Source organism: Clostridium sp. AF19-22AC (assembly GCF_003479085.1).
GTDB classification, from domain to species: domain Bacteria; phylum Bacillota; class Clostridia; order Lachnospirales; family Lachnospiraceae; genus Faecalicatena_A; species Faecalicatena_A orotica.
In genome coordinates this window covers 19,927-39,974 of the sequence record NZ_QUGN01000018.1, presented here as the reverse complement: position 1 = coordinate 39,974, position 20,048 = coordinate 19,927, and the positions used below count along the sequence as shown (strand labels likewise).

Annotated in this window: 17 protein-coding genes; 13 read left to right on the top strand and 4 right to left on the bottom strand. The window is 47.0% G+C overall.

Annotated features, from left to right (window positions below; translation table 11 throughout):
- The first annotated feature begins 20 nt into the window (after positions 1-20).
- The 11 genes from DWX43_RS18520 (at position 21) to DWX43_RS18470 (ending at position 13,698) form a co-directional block, all read left to right on the top strand.
- The gene (locus DWX43_RS18520; protein WP_109730170.1) at positions 21-1,556 is read left to right on the top strand and encodes a response regulator; all 1,536 of its coding nucleotides are present in this window, start codon (positions 21-23) and stop codon (positions 1,554-1,556) included.
- A complete protein-coding gene (locus tag DWX43_RS18515) occupies positions 1,528-3,249 on the top strand; it encodes a sensor histidine kinase (RefSeq protein ID WP_118621388.1) in 1,722 nt (573 codons plus the stop codon). Before DWX43_RS18520 ends, DWX43_RS18515 begins: the two co-directional genes overlap by 29 nt.
- A complete protein-coding gene (locus tag DWX43_RS18510) occupies positions 3,246-4,964 on the top strand; it encodes an extracellular solute-binding protein (RefSeq protein WP_118621387.1) in 1,719 nt (572 codons plus the stop codon). Before DWX43_RS18515 ends, DWX43_RS18510 begins: the two co-directional genes overlap by 4 nt.
- A 167-nt stretch (positions 4,965-5,131) precedes the next feature.
- Positions 5,132-6,538 carry a glutamate synthase-related protein gene (locus DWX43_RS18505; RefSeq protein ID WP_118621386.1) on the top strand — a complete coding sequence of 469 codons (1,407 nt, stop codon included), beginning with the start codon at positions 5,132-5,134 and terminating at the stop codon, positions 6,536-6,538.
- Between the two features lie 57 nt (positions 6,539-6,595).
- Entirely contained in the window at positions 6,596-7,162 is a 567-nt protein-coding gene (locus DWX43_RS18500) for a CDP-alcohol phosphatidyltransferase family protein (protein WP_118621385.1), read from the top strand.
- Between the two features lie 95 nt (positions 7,163-7,257).
- Positions 7,258-7,767: a DedA family protein gene (locus DWX43_RS18495; protein WP_109730175.1), complete on the top strand. Its 510-nt coding sequence runs from the start codon at positions 7,258-7,260 to the stop codon at positions 7,765-7,767.
- A 13-nt stretch (positions 7,768-7,780) separates the two neighbouring features.
- Complete coding sequence (locus DWX43_RS18490; protein WP_118621384.1) at positions 7,781-9,067, top strand: glycosyltransferase; 1,287 nt, start codon at positions 7,781-7,783, stop codon at positions 9,065-9,067.
- Complete coding sequence (locus tag DWX43_RS18485) at positions 9,006-9,629, top strand: hypothetical protein (RefSeq protein ID WP_243099393.1); 624 nt, start codon at positions 9,006-9,008, stop codon at positions 9,627-9,629. The genes DWX43_RS18490 and DWX43_RS18485 overlap by 62 nt, the downstream gene beginning before the upstream one ends.
- A gap of 92 nt (positions 9,630-9,721) precedes the next feature.
- Positions 9,722-10,420, top strand: coding sequence for a response regulator transcription factor (locus DWX43_RS18480; protein ID WP_109730177.1), 699 nt, complete (start codon positions 9,722-9,724; stop codon positions 10,418-10,420).
- The gene (locus DWX43_RS18475) at positions 10,392-12,641 is read left to right on the top strand and encodes a HAMP domain-containing sensor histidine kinase (protein ID WP_118621383.1); all 2,250 of its coding nucleotides are present in this window, start codon (positions 10,392-10,394) and stop codon (positions 12,639-12,641) included. Before DWX43_RS18480 ends, DWX43_RS18475 begins: the two co-directional genes overlap by 29 nt.
- 100 nt (positions 12,642-12,741) lie before the next feature.
- A complete protein-coding gene (locus DWX43_RS18470) occupies positions 12,742-13,698 on the top strand; it encodes a type II CAAX endopeptidase family protein (RefSeq protein ID WP_118621382.1) in 957 nt (318 codons plus the stop codon).
- Positions 13,699-13,721: 23 nt separating this feature from the next.
- On the opposite strand, the gene hydF is transcribed toward DWX43_RS18470, so the two are convergent.
- The 4 genes from hydF to DWX43_RS18450 form a co-directional block, all read right to left on the bottom strand.
- On the bottom strand, positions 13,722-14,936 hold the full coding sequence (gene hydF, locus DWX43_RS18465; RefSeq protein WP_118621381.1) for a [FeFe] hydrogenase H-cluster maturation GTPase HydF: 1,215 nt from the start codon (positions 14,934-14,936) through the stop codon (positions 13,722-13,724).
- 81 nt (positions 14,937-15,017) lie between these two features.
- Complete coding sequence (gene hydG, locus DWX43_RS18460; protein WP_109730181.1) at positions 15,018-16,439, bottom strand: [FeFe] hydrogenase H-cluster radical SAM maturase HydG; 1,422 nt, start codon at positions 16,437-16,439, stop codon at positions 15,018-15,020.
- Between the two features lie 78 nt (positions 16,440-16,517).
- The gene (hydE, locus tag DWX43_RS18455; RefSeq protein WP_118621380.1) at positions 16,518-17,570 is read right to left on the bottom strand and encodes a [FeFe] hydrogenase H-cluster radical SAM maturase HydE; all 1,053 of its coding nucleotides are present in this window, start codon (positions 17,568-17,570) and stop codon (positions 16,518-16,520) included.
- Between the two features lie 78 nt (positions 17,571-17,648).
- Positions 17,649-17,906, bottom strand: coding sequence for a TM1266 family iron-only hydrogenase system putative regulator (locus DWX43_RS18450; protein ID WP_109730183.1), 258 nt, complete (start codon positions 17,904-17,906; stop codon positions 17,649-17,651).
- A gap of 428 nt (positions 17,907-18,334) precedes the next feature.
- Between DWX43_RS18450 and DWX43_RS18445 the strand changes: the two genes are divergently transcribed.
- Positions 18,335-18,967, top strand: a complete 633-nt coding sequence (locus tag DWX43_RS18445; RefSeq protein ID WP_118621379.1) for a pentapeptide repeat-containing protein — start codon at positions 18,335-18,337, stop codon at positions 18,965-18,967.
- 168 nt (positions 18,968-19,135) lie between these two features.
- Complete coding sequence (locus DWX43_RS18440) at positions 19,136-20,044, top strand: trans-4-hydroxy-L-proline dehydratase activase (protein WP_118621378.1); 909 nt, start codon at positions 19,136-19,138, stop codon at positions 20,042-20,044.
- Positions 20,045-20,048 lie beyond the last annotated feature (4 nt).

The following is a 20,048-nucleotide window of genomic DNA, read 5'->3' as shown; positions in this document are numbered from 1 at the left end:
CATGTAAAAGGGAATGGGAAATGATTACGATATTGATTGTAGACGATGAGAAACTGGAGAGAAACGGAATCAAATTTCTTTTGAAACGGGAGGAAGAAGAACTGGAGATCCTGGAGGCGGAAAATGGGAAGGCGGCCCTTGGGATTTTGAGCGCAGGGCCGGTTGATATTTTGTTTTCCGATATCAAGATGCCTTATATGAACGGACTGGAGCTGACGAAGAAGGCGAGGGAGATGTATCCCGATATGGAGATCGTGATCTTTAGCGGCTATAACGATTTTACATATGCAAGAGATGCACTGCGGTACGGTGTTGTGGATTACGTCCTTAAGCCGGTAGACCCCGCGGAGTTTCATAAAACATTTACAAGGATTACAGAGAAGCTTAAGGCACGGTTCGAACAGGAGAAAAAGCGGACTGTGGAAGAAAGTTATCTGAAGAAGTATTTTCTGCTGAATTATCTCTATACGGGAAATGAGGAGGAAGAACGGAAACTGGATGAAATAGCGGGCGGGGAGCTCGATGGATATGTGAGGATGATTCTTGCGGCGAGTTCCGATAATTTTTTCGAGACAGAGGAGGAGCATTTCGTTTCAAGCCTGAAAGAGCAGACCGGCAGGGCCTTTTTTTACCTGAACCTGAATTCGAATGAGTCCCTCTTTTTATTCAGGGAGAAGTACGCGGATTATGAAATGCTTGCGAACCAGATGTACCAGTTCTTCCGCCAGCGTTACGATACGGAGTGCTATTTTGTGATCAGTGAAGAGACAGGGGATACCTCGAAGCTGCCCGGACAGTTCCAGCGGATGGAAGAACTTTTGGAGGAGCAATTCTACCAGCCGAAGCAGCATGTGTTCACTGTGGGGCAGGAGCAGGAAGATGTTAGTACGGCGGCCGTGAAGGATGCAGAAATCCTCGGGAGCATTTCAGAGGATATCAAATATAAAGATATGACGCACCTGCGGCAGGATTTTCACAGGCTCGAACAGAAGTACCGCACGGAGAAGCAGTTTTCAGAGATGTATGTAAAATTTGTCTTTTCAAGCATTGTGAAAGAAATCTTTCAGGCCATGTCTTCTGATGCAGAAAAGGAACTGTCCAAAACCGTGGACAGGCTGTACCGTTGCAAGACAATCCGTGAGGTGCTGGATATTACCGAGAAGTCGATCCGGGAACTGGAGGCTTACCAGCAGGAGACGAATGAAGGATTCAGGAGAGAAATTACGCAGGTGAAAAGTTATATTTACCATAACTATGATAAAAACCTGAGTGTGGAGATGCTGGCCGAACAGGTTTACCTGTCCGCCGGTTATTTAAGTGCAGTTTTCAAAGAAGAGACCGGGATGAACCTAAACCGTTTTATAAGGGACGTGAGGATGAACAAAGCAAAGGAAATGCTGCAGGATACAAACATGAAGATTACGCAGATTGCAAAGTCGGTGGGATTTTCAAATACGTCTTATTTCTGCAGGAGTTTCCGGGAGTTCTTCGGGACTTCGCCGGAATCCTGCAGGCGGGGAGATGCGAATGAACAGGAAAATACTTCAGAAGTATAAAGATTTAAAATACCGCTACAAGATTGCGCTGCTTACGATCGCGGCGGGGATTCTGCCGGTTATTATCATTGTTGCCTACATGCAGACGGGCATGATCAGGCAGTTGAAGGAGCGGGAGACTGACAGTATGGATAAGTCAGTGAACCAGGCCGTGGAGAGTATCGAGAACCAGGTGCAGATCTATGAGAACCTGATTGATTATCTGTCGTATTCCCAGGATCTGCGCAATGTCCTGAGCCAGAAGGAGAGCCGGGACTATGAAACCTATATCCGCTATACGGATGTCGTTGACCCTCTCCTTGAGATGCCGCTTGTTTACCATCAGGAAATCAAGGGGATCACGATATATTCCGACAATATCGAGGTGGCGCACGGGACGACCCTGATTCCGATGTCTGAGATCCGTGATCAGGAATGGTATTCACGGCTGACAGGACGCAGCCTTCTGGAATGGTTTGTGAAGAGGGGGGCCGACCGTGAGATCGTGGCCGCGAGGAAGTTCTACGGGAATGAAGATATCTCGGCGGTCCTTGAGATGCGTCTGGACTATGCGAAAGTACTGGAGCCCTTCAGCAACCTGCTGAAGGACAATACGGGGGGACTTGTGTTTGACACGGAGGGGAATGTCGTCTATTCCAGTTATTCGATGGAACCGGACTACCGGCCAGAGAAGGCTGAGTCTTTGGAATACCTCCGTGAGAATTACGTCTGTTCCGAGCAGAAGATGTCCAATACAGACTGGACGTTCTGCATATACCGCCCGGAAAAAATCATTACGAAATCCACATATCTTCTGGTTATGCGCAACATTCCCATTATCGGAATCTGCATTATCCTGCTTGCGGCGCTTAGTTATTTCTTTTCCAAAAGGCTTGTGTCCTGTCTGGAACGCCTGACAGAAAATATGAACCAGGTACATCTGGGATTCCGCAAGGTAACTGTGCACAGTGACTCTAAGGATGAAGTCGGGACGCTGATCCGTTCTTTCAGCCGCATGATGGATGAGCTTGATAAGCTGATTTCAGAGGTATACGAGGCAAAGATCGAACTCCAGCATACAGAGATGCGTGCGCTTCAGGCGCAGATTAATCCCCACTTCCTGTATAACTCGCTGTCTATCATCAACTGGAAGGCAATCGAGGCAGGTGAGGATGACATCAGCAGGGTTACATTAGACCTGTCCACCTATTACCGGACAAGTCTGAACCGTGGAGAAACGATGACTACGGTTGAGAGTGAAGTGAACAATATCCGTGCCTATCTTCGGATCCAGCTGATCATGCATGACAATAGCTTCCGGGTAATCGAGGACGTGGATGAGGCGGTATATGGCTGTGAGATTCCGAAATTGATTCTCCAGCCGCTTGTTGAAAATGCGATCGACCACGGTCTGGACCCTTCGGAAAAGGATGACAGGCAGTTGTGGATTATCGTGAAGGAAGAACAGGACATGCTGTCGTTTATTGTCAGAGATAACGGAAATGGGATGCCAAAGGAACAGGCAGAACAGATTCTGGGATATCAGTCTCCCGGATACGGCGTACATAATGTATATGACAGGATTAAACTGCTTTATAAAGAGAAGGGCAGTGTGACGATTGAAAGCAGAGAAGGGGAAGGGACCAGCGTGGAGATCTGTATTCCAAAACAGATAGACGAACCACAGGAAAGGAGCGGGATTGAGACGGCATGAGGAAAAAAAGGTGTAAGAAGCGCTTGAGGAAATCCCTGCTGACCAAGTGTTTTATTTCTGCGGGGCTGGCTGCGCTTTTGCTGGGCAGCTGTGGAAAATCGGAGGGACAGGAACGTACAGCTTCAAAGGCTGATGTTCCGGCTGCATCAAGGACAGAACAGGAAAAAAAGGATTCCGTCCAGATGGTGGAGGCTATCCACACACCGTATGGCAAATATCCCGAAACGGTTACTTATACACTGGGGAAAATATCAGGGGCGAATCACGCTAATCTTCCCGTCGGGGCGACCTATGAGGACAATGCATATACCCAGTATTTAAAAAAGATGCTGAATATCCAGAATAAGGATGTTTTTGAACTGGAGGATGGTTCTACATATGAACAGGCGGTGGAGATGGCTATCGAGGACAACGATATTCCTGATGTGCTGGTCATTAAAGGGCGTGACACCCTGAAACGTCTGGCAGACAGGGGGATGATCGAGGATTTATCCCAGGTATACGAGGAATGCACAACAGACCGTATTAAGGAAATGTATGAAAGCTACGGGGACGGACTTCTTGGTTCGGCAACATTTGACGGGAAGCTGTATGCATTTCCGGATACGGTAATTGACCACGGTACGATGTTGCTCTGGATGCGCGCCGACTGGATCGAGGAGCTCGGCCTTCCGGAACCAGAGACAATGGAAGATGCGATGGAGATTGCCCGGCGTTTTGTGGAAGAGGACATGGCAGGGGACAACAGTACTGTGGGGCTGGCCTGCAGCACGGAGCTGATCTCAGGGAGCAGTTCGACTTACGGGGCGGACCCGATTTTCACAGAGTTCGGTGCAGTCCCGGGCAAATGGACACTGGATGATACGGGAAATGTCGTCTATGGTTCTGTGATGGAAGAGACAAAAGCGGCCCTTGGCTATATGCACGAATTGTATACAGAGAAGATACTTGACCCGCGGTTCCTCCTGCGCAGTACGGAGAATCTGGACCAGATGGTAGCGGAAGGAAAGTGCGGCGCCCTGTTCGGTTACTGGTGGGCGCCAAACAATCCGCTGAGCACGACAAGCAAAGGGAACAGAGCAGCAGTCTGGAAACCCTATCTCTTAAGTGGGCAGAAAAAAGCTGTACTGGAGTCTTATAACGACTGGCAGTATGTGGTTGTGAGGAAGGGCTATGAACATCCGGAGGTAGTAGGGAAGTATGTGAGTGTCCTCTTTGACTATACGAGGTATGAGGATCTCAATGCCCACGATATTAATGATTATTTCTCCATGAATGTAGACCCTACTGCCCGGCCTATGAATATCAATGTGGATTACTGGGACGGCCTTTACCGGACAACTGCGAATATCAAACAGGTGATGGATGGGGAGATGCGCGTTCAGGAACTAAACGGGATGGAGAGAGCTTATTATGAGACAAGTAAATCCTATATGAACGGAACGCTGACGACTGTAAATGCATGGGCGGCCTATGCATCCCGGATTCAGGCGGTCAGCCTGCTGTCCGAATCCGGAAGGGGGACGCTGCCGCTGCCGATGGGGGATGCAGACGGGGAGATTCCGCATCATTTGAAAAGGCTGGAAACCGAAACATTCCTGCAGATTATCTGCGGTGAGAAGCCGCTTAATTATTTTGATGAATTTGTGCAGAAGTGGTATGAAGAGGGAGGGGCGGAACTGACCGCTACTGTTCACACCGTGCCGTGTACCTAGCTGCACGGCATCGGGAACGATAAAGTGATTGATTCGTATTTACAGAAGAGCAGTGATGTTATATTTGAAAATAAGAATTATTCCTGTTTTTGTTGACCTTATGATTTTCCGGGTTTATAATGAAATCAATATGATGCAGATTACATTTGGTAAAAGGAGGATACGGCATGGCAAAGTTTAAGTGTGGAGTATGTGGATTCATTTATGATGAGGAGAAAGAAGAGGTTCCGTTTTCTGAGCTGACGGCATGTCCGGTGTGCAGACAGCCGGTACGTGTATTCCAGAAGGAAGAGGGGGAAGAGGAGAAAAAGGAACATGAGATTCCGTCCGTTGAGAAAGAGCAGGACCCTCTCGCTTATTCCCCGGAGTTCTACAGAAAGGATGATTCCTGCCGGTATATGGAAGAGATCCACCAGATGGCAGTGAGCGGGAAATCCATCATCGAGGCGATGGGGACAAAGATGCCGATGCCGAATTGGGATGATATCCTCTTGCTGGGGGCACAGCTGAATCCTCCTCCGCTGGATGAACATGCAGAAGTCAATATTAAGACTGTGATCGGTAAGAATGCGAAGAAGCCGATGGTGCTGGACGGGCCTGTATATATTTCCCACATGTCGTTTGGTGCGCTCTCCAGAGAGACGAAGATATCGCTGGCAAAAGGATCGGCTCTGGCAGGGACGGCAATGTGCAGCGGCGAGGGCGGTATTCTGCCGGAGGAAATGGAAGCGGCACATAAGTACATATTCGAATATGTTCCGAATAAATACAGCGTGACACCTGAGAACCTGCGCAATGCCGATGCGATCGAGCTGAAGATCGGGCAGGGGACAAAGCCCGGCATGGGCGGCCACCTTCCGGGAGAAAAGGTGACTCCTGAGATTGCGGCGGTCAGAAACAAACCGCTCGGCAAGGATGTGATCAGCCCTTCAAAATTTGAAGAGGTCAATTCCAAGGAAGACCTAAAAGATCTTGTCACACAACTGCGCATTGCGTCAGACGGCCGGCCGGTTGGAATCAAGATTGCGGCGGGAAAGCTGGAGAAGGACCTTGAGTACTGCATGTATGCTGAGCCGGACTTTATTACCATTGACGGCCGCGGCGGCGCCACAGGTGCAAGTCCGCGCCTTGTGCGTGATGCAACAAGTGTTCCGACTATTTATGCCCTGTACCGTGCAAAGAAGTATCTGCGCGAGCACGGCGCCGATGACATCAGTCTTGTGATTACCGGGGGGCTCCGCGTATCTTCTGATTTTGCGAAGGCGATCGCAATGGGGGCAGATGCCGTGGCTGTTGCTTCCGCAGGATTAATCGCTGCGGCATGCCAGCAGTACCGTATATGTGGAAGCGGCAACTGTCCGGTAGGAGTTGCGACACAGAATCCGGAACTGCGGGAGAGGCTGAAAGTAGATGCTGCATCGAGAAGGGTCGGAAACTTTTTAACGTGCAGTTTTGAGGAACTGAAGACATTCGCCAGAATCACAGGACATGAAGACATCCATGATCTGAGTACAGAAGACCTGTGTACGATCAGCAGGGAGATTTCCGAATTTACAGATATCCCCCACGCTTAGAAACGAGCGATAAGGTGCAGCAAAAGACAAAGGCATTACAAGAGGGAGCGTCAGAAGATGAATGAAGATACACCGATCCGCAGACAATTATTTTCAATACCTAACTTAATGGGCTATTTCAGAATCATATTGATTCCGTTTATTGTGTGGAGATATGTAACAGCAGAGACAATCAACGATTACTACGCGGCAGCGGTCATTATAGGGATTTCGGGCATTACTGACTTTCTGGACGGTTTTGTGGCTCGCAAATTCCATATGATTACGAAGGTCGGCAAAGCATTGGACCCGATTGCGGATAAGCTGACACAGGGAGCGATCGTGCTGGCACTTTCCTTCCGGTTCCGCTGGATGATACCTTTGATTATTTTGTTCATTGTAAAAGAAGGATTCATGGCCATCATGGGAATTGTTATGCTTCGCAGAGGAAAGATGCTGGACGGGGCAAAATGGTTCGGGAAAGTCTGTACGGCTGTCCTGTATGTGGTTATGTTCATCCTGATCCTGTTTCCGCAGATCCCGATGGGCGCGGCGAATGGAATGATTGCTCTTTGCGGGGCGCTGATGCTTTTCTCTTTTGTTTCTTATATACCTGTGTTCTGGAAGATGGCACACGATTCATAAATTCTTATAACTTATTAAGAAATTCTTTTGATTCTTATGTAAGCCTCCTTTAGAAATCTGTTTTATTCTATAAACAGTTAAAGGAGGCTGATTCTATGAATATCCAAACATTAACTCAATATTTTTTGCAGTATGGTGCCTTTTTTATCTACCTGATTGTCCTTTTGGAGTATATGAACCTCCCGGGATTTCCGGCAGGCCTGATAATGCCGCTGGCGGGAATCTGGGCAGCGAAAGGAGAAATTAGTTTTCCGGTCGTGATGATATTGACTCTGGCAGCAGGGCTGACCGGGAGCTGGGTTTTATATTTCCTTGGAAGACTGGGCGGACCGAAAGTGATGGGATTCTATTTTAAAAAGTTCCCAAAGCAGCAGGCCGTGATTGAAAATAAGATGGAGATGATCCGTGAGAAGGGAAGCACCGGTGTTTTTGTCAGCAAACTGCTCCCAATGGTAAGGACGATCATTTCTATCCCGGCAGGTATGGTAAAAATGGATTTTATGAAATATACAATAAGCTCGGCAATGGGGATCTTTATATGGAACCTGGTATTTGTAGGGGCCGGGTATTTCTTCGGTGAAGCAGCTATAAAGGTTTTGGGATAAAGGAGGAGTAACAATGAGGATTGCAATGTTGACGAATAATTATAAACCATTTGTAGGCGGCGTGCCGATCTCGGTAGAGAGGCAGGCAAAGGAACTGGTAAAGCTCGGACATCAGGTGATGGTTTTTGCCCCTGAATATAAGGAGTTACCGCAGGATTGTGACGAGTACAGTGAGGAACACGTTATCCGGTACCGGACCAGCAGGCGGAAGATGGATAACGGAATGGTATATCCGCGTATGATAAGCAGAGAGATTCTCGAAGCATTTGAAACAGAGAAATTTGACTGCATCCATGTGCACCACCCGATGTATGTAGGACCGATGGCCCTGTACCTTGGAAAAAGATATAATCTCCCGGTAATCTATACCTACCATACGAAGTACGAAGATTATCTGCATTATATACGTCTTTTTGAAAATGTGGAGGAAAGAAGCGCTGCAAGGCAAAATGTTTACAGGTTCGGAAAGGAAAAGCTAGTACCCGGATATATGAAATGGTTTACGAATCAGTGTGACCTGATACTTGCGCCGACGGCCAGCATGCAGGAGGCTATGAGAAAAGGCGGGACAAAGACTCCCACGGCTGTTTTCCCGACAGGGCTGGAAGATTCATTTTATATTAAAGATGAAGAGAAGTCGGCAGAACTGAGGGAAAAGTACCTTCAGGGAAGAAAGCATCTGTTTTGTTCGGTATCCCGTCTGGAGGCGGAAAAGAATCCGAAGTTCCTGTTAAGAGGAATTGCAAGGCTGAAAGAGAGAATGGACGAATCTTTCAGGCTGCTTCTTATCGGCGAAGGAAGCATGAGGGACGAGTTAGAAGAAATGGCGGCAGAACTTGGTATTTCTGAAGAAGTTGTATTTGTCGGGAATGTAGAAAATACAGAAATGAAGCATTATCTGAATGCCTGTGAATTATTCCTTTTTGCATCAAAATCAGAGACACAGGGAATCGTATTGGCAGAGGCTTTTGCAGCCGGGAATCCGGTAGTCGCGGTTAAGGCAACCGGTGTGGAAGATATCGTGGCAGATGGGAAGAACGGTTATATGACGAATGAAGATATTGAAGAATGGACGGGAAAAGTTCTAGAAGCGCTGAATGAAGAACGGTATCAGAAATTAAAACAGCAGGCAGAGATAACAGCAGCCGGTTTCCGCTCATCCAGCCTGGCAGTATATGAGGAACTGCTTTACACACAGTGTATCAATCAGAGAAAAGAAGAGGGAAGAGAATATGAGAATGAGACAAATTGGGCAGGAAATCTTAGTGCATCTATTTACAGGTTATTTAAAGCTTCTTGAAAAAACGGTAAACGTACAGTGGGCCGAAAATTCCATGTGCGGAGGCAGCCAGATATTCGGTTTCTGGCATGAAGACAGTTTCTTTATGAATCTCGTGCTCGCGGAGCTGGCAAAGCAGACCAGCCCGGTAGATGTGATTGTGACCGCAGATAGAAGGGGCGATTATATAGAAAAGATGATAAAGCGCTGCGGCGGCAGTGCACTCAGGGTTCCGGACGGCTTCGCAAGTTTCGGCGCATTGAAAGGAATTTTACAGAATGCTTATGAAAGGACACGTTCCATTGCAGTTGCACTGGACGGACCGCTGGGACCAAGACATGAGCCGAAGAAACTGGCATTCTACTTGTCAGAGCAGGCACAGGAGGATTTTGTCGGCATATCCGTATCTTATTCCTCCAAGCTGCGTCTGGGCTGGAGATGGGATAAATACGTGATACCGCTTCCGTTTTCTACCGTAACAGTAGCCGCCCATAACTATGGAGAAGTTGATAAAAAGCATATTCCGGAGCTTCCTACAAGTGCAAATGCACCAGAATGTGGTATACTGGTAAAAGAAATCTAAGCAAAGGGGTCAGACCCCTCTGCAGACATCATTGAATTGCTGAAAGTACTTTCAGCATAAATACTCATTTAATATATACCAGGGAGGAAGAGATGGAAACAAATCATATTTTAATTGTAGAAGACGACAAAGAGATCAGAGAAGGTGTACAGATTTACCTGCAGAGCCAGGGATATCAGGTGTTTCAGGCGGCAGATGGTGTGGAAGGACTTGAAGTGATGGAGAGGGAAGAAATCCATCTTGCTATTGTAGATGTTATGATGCCGAGAATGGATGGAATCCGCATGACGATGAAACTGCGGGAGAAGTACGATTTCCCGGTGATTATGCTTTCCGCAAAATCAGAAGAAGTAGATAAGATTATGGGATTGAATATTGGCGCCGACGATTATGTGACGAAGCCTTTTACGCCGATGGAGCTTATGGCCAGAGTAAATTCACAGCTTCGGCGTTACAGGCGGTTTATGGAAAAACTGGAACCGAAGGAAAATGTGCATGTGATCGGCGGGCTTGAGATAAACGAAGATACGGTGGAGGTTTCGGTGGATGGGAATCCGGTGAAAATGACTCCGATAGAATATAAGATTCTGCTGCTGCTTGCGAAGAATCCGGGGCGTGTATTTTCTGCCGAGGAGATTTATGAAAGAGTGTGGCAGGAGAAGGCGATCAGTACAGATACGATCATGGTGCATGTCAGGAACATCCGTGAGAAGATTGAAGTAGATCCAAAGAATCCAAAATACTTGAAGGTGGTGTGGGGAGTTGGATACAAAATTGAAAAACAGTCATAGGCTGGCAGTCATACTGGCAGTGGTCGTACTGCTCATCTGTTCTCTGGGGATGATTGCGGCATACCCTGTTTTTTCGGATCAGATGCAGGACGGACTGGACGGGAATGATGCCAATCTGGATTCTCTCAGGAATATGTCAGTAGCGCTGATCGAGGGGAACTATATTTTATACAACGAAGTAAATGAAGAAACGGACAAAGCATATATACTGCAGGAGTACGGGGGAGACCAATTCGATCTCCTGCGCAAATACATGGATTATGAAATCTTTGACTGGAGTGGTGATGCACTGCTGGATAAGAACAGCGGTGATGTGATAGCCGATCTGGGAAAAAGGAATAATACCCCGTATGCGTTCAGGGCAGCATTTACTTTCGATGAAGACGGTGAACTGACAGATATTGAAGTTGGCGGGAACCAGTTGAATGCCCGCTCACAGTATGAGGTGGAACAATATCTTTTGGAGTCACAGACGGATGCGAATGAATGGCAGTCGATTTCAGAACCATCCACAGTACAGGTGATTTATGGTTTTACAGAAGAGAATCTGAATGCCTATTTAAATGATAATGAATTTACCCAGGAATATCACATCTATGATTTAAATGGGAATATCACTTATAACGGCTTTATTACTGCATTTGTTGTTCTTCTTGCATTCACAGCGGTATTCCTGACTGTGAAAGAGAGCTTTGCATTTGGCAGGGGGAAGATAAACAATGTACCTTTTGAAATTGTACTGTGCGTAATGGGATTTGTAACTGGCAGCGGATATCTGATGTCAAAATTAGTGTGGCTTACAATCAGCAGCCAGCTCCCTTTGATATCATCCAATGCCGGATATCCCGCAAAGGATATTCTGTCATTTGTAATAAATGCGGCGGCATGGCTGCTCGTATATGGTATTGTTTTCTGGTGCTTTGTCTGTCTAAGTTCTATATTTACAATGAAAAAGGAGTATTGGATGCAGAGGACATTATGTGCGAGAGTGATACGCTGGTCGAAAAGAGGTGGAGACGCGTATGGTAAAAAAGTAAAGGATGGGGCAGACAGTCTCTGGAGCAGGGGAAAAGCGTTTTTCAAAAAACAGTATAACGCGCTGATACATCTGGATTTCCAGGACCGGACCAACCGCACGATTTTAAAGATTGTACTGATAAACTTTGCAGTTCTGATTGTTGTTTGTGCACTCTGGTATTATGGAATGGTGGCACTGGTTATTTATTCCATCGTCCTGTTTTTATTCCTGAGGAAGTATTTCCACGATACCCAGAAGAAGTATAAGCTGCTATTGCGGGCGACGAACCAGCTGGCAGAAGGGGATCTGGATACACCGATCGAGGGCGACATGGGAATCTTCAACCCGATCGAGGAGGAACTGAAAAAGATTCAGAATGGCTTTAAAAAGGCGGTGGAGGAAGAAGTAAAGAGTGAACGTATGAAGACAGAACTTATCACAAATGTCTCTCATGATTTAAAGACTCCGCTGACAGCGATTATCACCTATACGGATTTGCTGAAGAATGAGAAGAATGAAGATAAGAGAAAGGAGTATATCGAAGTATTAGACAGAAAATCCCTGAGGCTGAAGGTCCTGATCGAAGATTTATTCGAGATCAGCAAGGCAGCCAGCAAGAATGTCGCCATGAACTTTATGGATGTAGACATTGTGGGCTTGCTTAAACAGGTAGGTTTAGAGTATGATAATAAGATAAAAGAATCAAATCTGGATTTCAGATGGAAACTGCCTGAACACAAGATCGTACTCTGGCTGGACAGCCAGAAGACCTATCGGATTTTTGAAAATATGATCGTAAACATTACCAAATATGCAATGCCGCATACACGGGTATACATCGATATGCAGGAGACAGATCAGGAGGTACGCATCTCCATGAAGAATATTTCAGCCACAGAACTGAACTTCAATACAGAAGAGATTACCGACAGGTTTGTCCGCGGAGACTCCTCAAGAAATACCGAGGGTTCAGGACTTGGGCTTGCGATCGCAAAGAGCTTTACAGAGCTGCAGTATGGCACACTGAAGATATCCACTGAGGCCGATTTATTCAAGGCGGATATCATATTTCCGAAGCGGGAGAAGCCTCCTGAGGAAAAAGTGGAGGAGCAGATACAGATCACCGCAGATACCATGTTCGGCCAGAATGCGGAAAAAGAAGAAGATGGCTGTAAATACAGGAGCGTGAGGTCAGATACTTAAGTGGAGGGGGGAAACCCTTCCGCGAAGGGGTCTGACCCCTTTGCGTTCCGTTTTCAGAATTGTTTATCATGAAGTCAGGCTTTTATGGTTGGGAGGTAAAATGGATAAAAATTATAAACAATTAAAACTATGGCAGGGACTGGTCGTGCTGGCTTTTGCAGCATTGATCATTTTTGTTGTTTCGCCGAAGATGCTGGCGCCTTTCGGGTTATATGGAACGCTGCTTGCGGAGTGGCTTATGCTTGCCGGGGCGCTGCTGCTCGTTCTGGTATTCAGGGGAGATCCTAAACAGCTGTTTCCGGTGAAAAGGCCGTCTGCCGGCGGGATTTTTGGTACGGTTCTGATGTGGGTGGGAGCGCTTTTGATTGAAATGACATTAGTGCTGCTGCTGAGTATCTTCTTTCCGGAACGAATCCTGAATGTGAATATCGGGTTAAGTACCCAGATGATCAATGTTCCCTTTATAGCCGCATTTCTGATTGTTGCGGTTACTCCGGCCATCTGTGAGGAGGCCATATTCAGGGGCGTCTTTTTGCGGAGCATGAATCCGGAAAAACATAGGTGGGCCGCAATCGTCGTCTGTGCAGCGGTATTCGGAATTTTCCACGGGGACCCGGTCCGGTTTGTGCCGACAGCGATCGGTGGTGCAGTGATGGCCTATATTCTGTTGGAAAGTGAAAATATGGTCTATAATAGTATTTTTCACTTTATCAATAATCTTCTCCCAATCATCCTGCTGTTTGGAATGAGCGGGGTATATGAGAAGCTGGGAGTGTGGGATTCCCAAGGTTCATTGAATATGGCGGCGGTGCAGGGCAGCTATACGTTTATGCTGAGTGCGGGCCTCTATATGATGATGTGTGCTGCCGCGCCATCGTGTCTGTACATAGGAAATTATCTTCTTCACAGCGGCAGGCCGGGATACCGGGATAAACTTTTCCCGGGCGGAAAGCCCGGGATCGTTATTTTTCTCGTGGCCGCATCGGGAATACTGTTTATCGGAGGTTTGGTGCTATTTTTGTTCGGCATGATGCACATGCCTGTTACTTTGATTTAATCCGGCCTTTTGTTTTTGTGGATTTACAGGTCTGGAAACATTTCTATGCTTCTTTTTAGAATCCCGTTCATATGAGCTATGGCAATCCCGTAGTTTGTGATCGGGATTTCCTGATCTCCGGCACATTTCAGACGGTATTTCATCTCGCGCTCGTTTAGGGTACAGCCGCCGCAATGGATGATCATTCTGTATTTTGAAAGGTCCAGAGGAAACTCGGTCCCGCTCGTAAACTCAAAGTTTATTTCTTTTCCTGTATGTTTCTTTACAAGGAGGGGAAGTTTTACCGTGCCGATATCCTCGCATTGGCGGTGGTGAGTACAGCCTTCGGATATCAGGATTGTATCACCGTCCTGCAGTTCGTCCAGCGTGCCTGCGCCATGTACCACGGTTTCCAGATTTCCTTTATACCTTGCGAAGAGGATGGAAAATGATGTGAGAGGGACGTCTGCAGGGACTTCTCTGGAAACCTTTCCGAATGCCTGGCTGTCCGTTATGACAAGGGACGGTTTTTTCCCCAGACCGGCAAGCGTATCTTTCAGCTCGCTGTCCCTGACAACGATGGAAACGGCACCCGTATCCAGAATGTCGCGGATCGTCTGCTGCTGCGGCAGAATCAGACGACCTTTAGGTGCGGATTTATCAATAGGAACCACGAGTACGATGAAATCTGACGGCCTGATCAGATCAGCCACGATCCGGTGCTGCTCGTCGGAAACGGGGGCCTGGCGCGCAATCAGTTCTTTCAGTTCATAGATGTTTTCCCCAGTGACTGTGCTTACGGCGATAAACTGGCCGGCGGCAATCTTGGCGGTGCCTGACAGACTGCCCAGCTGTTTTTCGGAAGACAAATCTGCCTTATTGCATACGACGACATACGGGATTTGCTTTTTCTGTATCCGCCCGAGGATTTTTTCATCTGCCGCAGTCATTCCGACGGATGCATCGATAACGAGTACGGCAATGTCTGTCTTGTTCAGTACCTGGTAGGCTTTCTGGATCCGCAGCAGGCCAAGTTCGCCTTCATCGTCCAGCCCGGGGGTGTCGATGATGACAACGGGGCCCAGAGGCAAAAGTTCCATCGCCTTAGTCACAGGGTCTGTTGTTGTGCCTTTGATGTCTGAGACGATTGCAAGATTCTGCCCGGTTATCGCGTTGATAATACTGGACTTTCCTGCGTTTCGCCTGCCAAATATTCCGATGTGGATCCGGTCGGATGAGGGTGTGGAATTTAAGCTCATGTAAAACCTCCTTAAGTCTGTCTGAAAAATTTAGAATCCAGAGTCGTTATGAATCTGGATTCCAAAATTTATAACCATATGTTAAAATCTGAAATCCCTGCGGTTATCCTGTGCGATCAGGCGCAGGTTTTCCTCTACTACCGCACGGGCTTTTTCATTAGGTACATTTAACACTTCTTTTTCGATCAGTTTGTCACCGATTGCCTTTGTTTCAGGAGATGCATAGTCCATCAGATATTCTTTTAATGTCATCAGTGCGTTAGGATGGCAGCAGTTCTGGATCTGGCCGCTCTTGCATAAAGACATGAAACGGTCACCGGTACGTCCCTCACGGTAGCATGCCGTACAAAAACTCGGTATGTAATCCATTTCCATCAGCCAGCGCACAACTTCATCCAGAGTTCGTTTATCGCTGACGTCAAACTGTTCAGATTTTTCATCGTCCGGTTCCGGCTCGCAGTAACCGCCTACACTTGTGCGGGACCCGCCGCTGACCTGGGAAATCCCGAGGTGAAGTACACGCTCACGGCATTTCTGGCTTTCTCTTGTAGAAATGATCATGCCGGTGTAAGGCACGGCAATCCGGATACAGGCTACGATCTTGGCAAACGTATCATCATCGATCCCGTTGTCAAATGCATCGGCGTCGATATCATCTGCATGGCGCAGTCGGGGAACGCTGATTGTATGAGGCCCGACTCCGAAAGCAGCTTCCAGATGCTCGGCGTGCATCAGAAGTCCTGCAAATTCGTAGCGGTACTTATCCAGCCCGAACAGTACGCCAACACCAACATCATCGATGCCGCCCTCCATAGCGCGGTCCATAGCCTCTGTGTGATAATCATAGTCGTGCTTCGGCCCGGTCGGATGAAGCTGAAGATAGCTCTCCTTGTGATATGTCTCCTGAAACAGGATGTAAGTTCCGATTCCGGCTTCTTTCAGCAGGCGGTAATTATCGACAGTTGTTGCCGCAATATTAATATTGACACGGCGGATTGCCCCGTTTTTATGCTTGATACTGTAAATAGTCTTGATTGATTCCAGATAATAATCCATCGTATTGCGGACCGGGTCTTCACCTGCTTCCAGTGCGAGACGCTTGTGCCCCATATCCTGCAGCGCGATAACCTCGCGGCGGATTTCATCCTGCGAAAGCTGTTTTCTGGCAATGTGTTTGTTCTTACTGTGATACGGGCAGTATGTACATCCATTGATGCAGTAATTGGAGAGGTAAAGAGGGGCAAACATAACGATTCTGTTGCCATAGAAATCTTTTTTGATCTGCTCCGCCAGCTTAAAGATTTCCTCGTTCTTTTCCGGAATCTGACAGGCTAAAAGAACAGAAGCCTCCCTGTGCGTAAGTCCCTTCCTCTTTTTTGCCTTCTCGATCAGGGCATCGATTAATTCCACATTGTCTTTGTTTTCGTCTGCGTAAGCGAGTGTTTCTTCGATTTCCTCATGGTTAATAAAATCGTCCGCATGTTTTGAGTTTACATCATACATATTTTGTTACCTCCATCTTTCATTGAAAATTGTATTAGGGTTCAAATATTTTTTAAAAGCTGTCATATATCGTTACACTTACGGCCGTGTATCCACATTCAGTGAATCCCCGCGTGCGACAACTACATCGTAACCAATCGAGTTCATCCGTCTTTCCATACAGCCCCTGCATTCGGCGGCTTCATCCCCCGTACAGATTTTGTTGTCATAGAGTAAATAATCTTTCCGGACATCGGTAGGGGACAGGTTCGGCATCACCACATTTGCACCCGCGAGGATCCCTCTTTCCCTGCCGTCCGGGGCAATTGTGCCGAGGGCAGTTGTTGAAGGGAGGAGGACTTTTGGAAGCATCAGCCGGATCAGTCCCAGCATAAACAGTGTCAATTCCAATGTACCGGCTTTCTGGTCTGCAAAGGGGGTATCGTGGTGCGGGATAAAGGGCCCGATCCCAACCATCTGCGGATTAAGCTCTTTCAAAAACAACATATCATCCGCCAGATTTTCTGGCGTCTGCCACGGAGAACCGACCATAAATCCGGTTCCAACCTGGTATCCGATCTCCTTTAGATCCCGGAGACACTGCTGCCGGTGGGCGGCTGTCAGCTCCTGCGGATGAAGCTTACTGTAATGCTGGGGATCATAAGTCTCATGGCGCAGGAGATACCGGTCGGCCCCGGCTTCAAACAACAGCCGGTAACTCTCATAAGAACGTTCACCGACCGAAAGCGTGATGGCACAGTCAGTATACCGGCTCTTGATTGTCTTCACAATATCCGCCAGCATCTCATCCGTATAGTGTCCGTCTTCCCCGCCCTGCAGGACGAAAGTCCGGAAACCAAGCCGGTAGCCGGTTTCACAGCAATCCAGAATCTGCTCTTTGGAAAGCCTGTACCTGTGCGCATTCCGGTTACTTCTGCGGATACCGCAGTAATAACAGTCATTTTTACAATAATTTGTGAACTCAATCAGTCCACGGATATACACATCATGTTGATAATACCTGTGCCTGACCTCACGGGCCCGTTCAAACAAGTAATCCGCCGTTTTGGGCGTCCGGCCGCGGATAAGAGCAGACCATTCTTCCTTAGAAAGAGACTGCGTTTGCTCTAATTTATTCACCAAGTTATTCATATTTGAGTACCTCATTGGGGACGTAGTAAACCTTAGAAATACTACGTGCAAAGTTAATAATTTAACGAGCTTCATTTGTTAATCTGTCTGTTTTGTTTTTGCATATATCGTCTTTGTGCTGACTCCGGGCAGCATTCCGAGCTTGCCGGAGAGGGCGCTGATGACATCACCCGGCGCATCCATTGCGATGCTGATGATGGAGATGTTTTTCTCACGGTACGGAATCCCCATCCTGCCGATGATATACTGTGCGTACTGGCTGAGCAGGTGGTTCAGTTCATCTACGGATTCGTTACTGTTGAGGATGATTCCTACCTGAGCGATTCTTGTTTCCATAAGACCTCCTTGTTTTCAAGTCAAATATTTGTTACTGTTCACTTATCTCGTTGCCCGAGGGAACAAAATTGAGTTTCGCTTGAAATAAAAAATACCCGCACCAGAAGGCGCAGGTATCCAAAGGGTAAACTTTCCCCCTAATTATCCACAAAAAGTGATAAGGGACCCCATTTTGTATGTTGTCTGTGCGCCTTTTTACTCAGGTGTGACCCTTCGTAATCAGAACAAATATATAATAAACTATAACACAGAGGATCATTATTCACAATATCAACAGGGAAATGTTTTTCTTTTTGTGCAAAGTGTTCAAAAATGTGCTTCTATAACGATGGTGTTTTCGTTGTCTAACTACAGGACTTAAGTGACCGGGTATGGGACAGGATGTGGTATGATATATACGAATAAAAAGTTTAGAAAGAAGGCGGAATATGCAGGGTATCGTTTTAAGAAATATGGACTTATCCGGCATGGATCTCAGGGGGATAGATTTTTCGCGTGCTTCGTTTCATCATATCTGTTTTGACAGGGCAGACCTCTCGGGCTGTATTCTGAAAAATGTCTTGTTTGAGCAGTGTTCCCTCTGCGGTGCAGTGCTTCGGGAAGCTGATCTGGAAGCAAGTGCGCTTCGCGGGGCGGACATGAGGGCGTGTGACATCCGGGGTGCGAACCTGTTTTGCGCGGTACTGGAGAAGGCAAAGCTGGAGAACTGTATTTCGGATGAAAATACAAAATTTTTCCGGCTGTACTGTCCGGAAGAAGGGGCGTTTGTTGGCTATAAAAAATGCTGTGACAATAGGATTGCGGAACTTCTGATTCCAGCAGATGCGAAGAGGACATCTGCAACCCGCAGTTCATGCAGGTGCAGCAGGGCAAAGGTGCTTGTGATTAAGAGTATTGACTGCTCGGTTTATTTTGACGAGGCATGGTCTACGGTGGATGAGAATTTTGTTTACCGGACAGGGGAGTGGGTGGAAGTACAGGACTTTGATGAAGACAGGTGGAATGAGTCTACGACCGGGATTCATTTCTGGATGACCAGGGAAGAGGCGGTACGTTACTAAAATTAAGAATAAAAAGAAAGTTATAAAATGTTTATAAAAAGTGCATTTTTATATTGATAAATTATTGACAAACAATGGTTTATATGTTACTTTTAGACTATAGTACGAACGGCAGTCTAAAAGGAGAAAAACTGCTGTTCCCGACAAGTTTAAGAGAGGGATTAAATCATGAGTCTGATCACTGATATCCAGAAGTATTCTATCCATGACGGAGACGGGATACGGACGACGGTTTTTTTCAAAGGATGCCGTCTTAAGTGTGTCTGGTGCCATAATCCGGAGACACAGAATTATAAAAAAGAGCTGCTTTTTGATCAGGAGAAGTGTGTAGGCTGCGGAGCATGCGCGGCGGCCTGTCCGAACGGGGCAGTCACGATATCTGGCGGGAAAGCGGTCACTGACCGGGAGAAGTGCACGGTGTGCGGACAGTGTATAGACGTCTGCAACCTGAATCTGCGGGAGATCGCAGGTGATGAATATTCCGTGAATGACCTGGTTAAAGAACTGAAAAAAGATGAGATGTTTTATGAAGAGTCAGGCGGCGGCGTCACTTTGTCAGGCGGAGAGGTTATGACAGCAGACATGGATTATGTGGAAGCACTTGTCAAAAAGCTGCACCGCATGGGGATTTCCGTCATGATCGATACCTGCGGCCAGGCGCCTTATGGGAACTTTGAGCGGATACTGCCCTATGTGGATGCGTTTTTATATGACATCAAGACGATGGATAATGAGATACATAAGCGATACATGGGTGCGGGAAACGAAGTTATACTCGGAAATCTGGAAAAACTAAGCCAGGCAGGGGCAAGGATCTATATCCGTATCCCTACGATAAAAGAAGTAAATGGAAATGACGAAGCAATGAAAGCAATTATTGCATGGCTTCAGGAAAAGAACATTCATGCGGCGAAGGTAAACCTTCTCCCTTATCACAATACAGGATCAGGAAAATACCCGAAAGTCGGGATGTGTTACGAAGGCAATGACCTTCATGCACCGGATAAAGAAGAGATGAATCATTTTGTGGAGTTGTTCCAACAGGCCGGATACCATAATGTAAAAATAGGAGGTTAAGAAA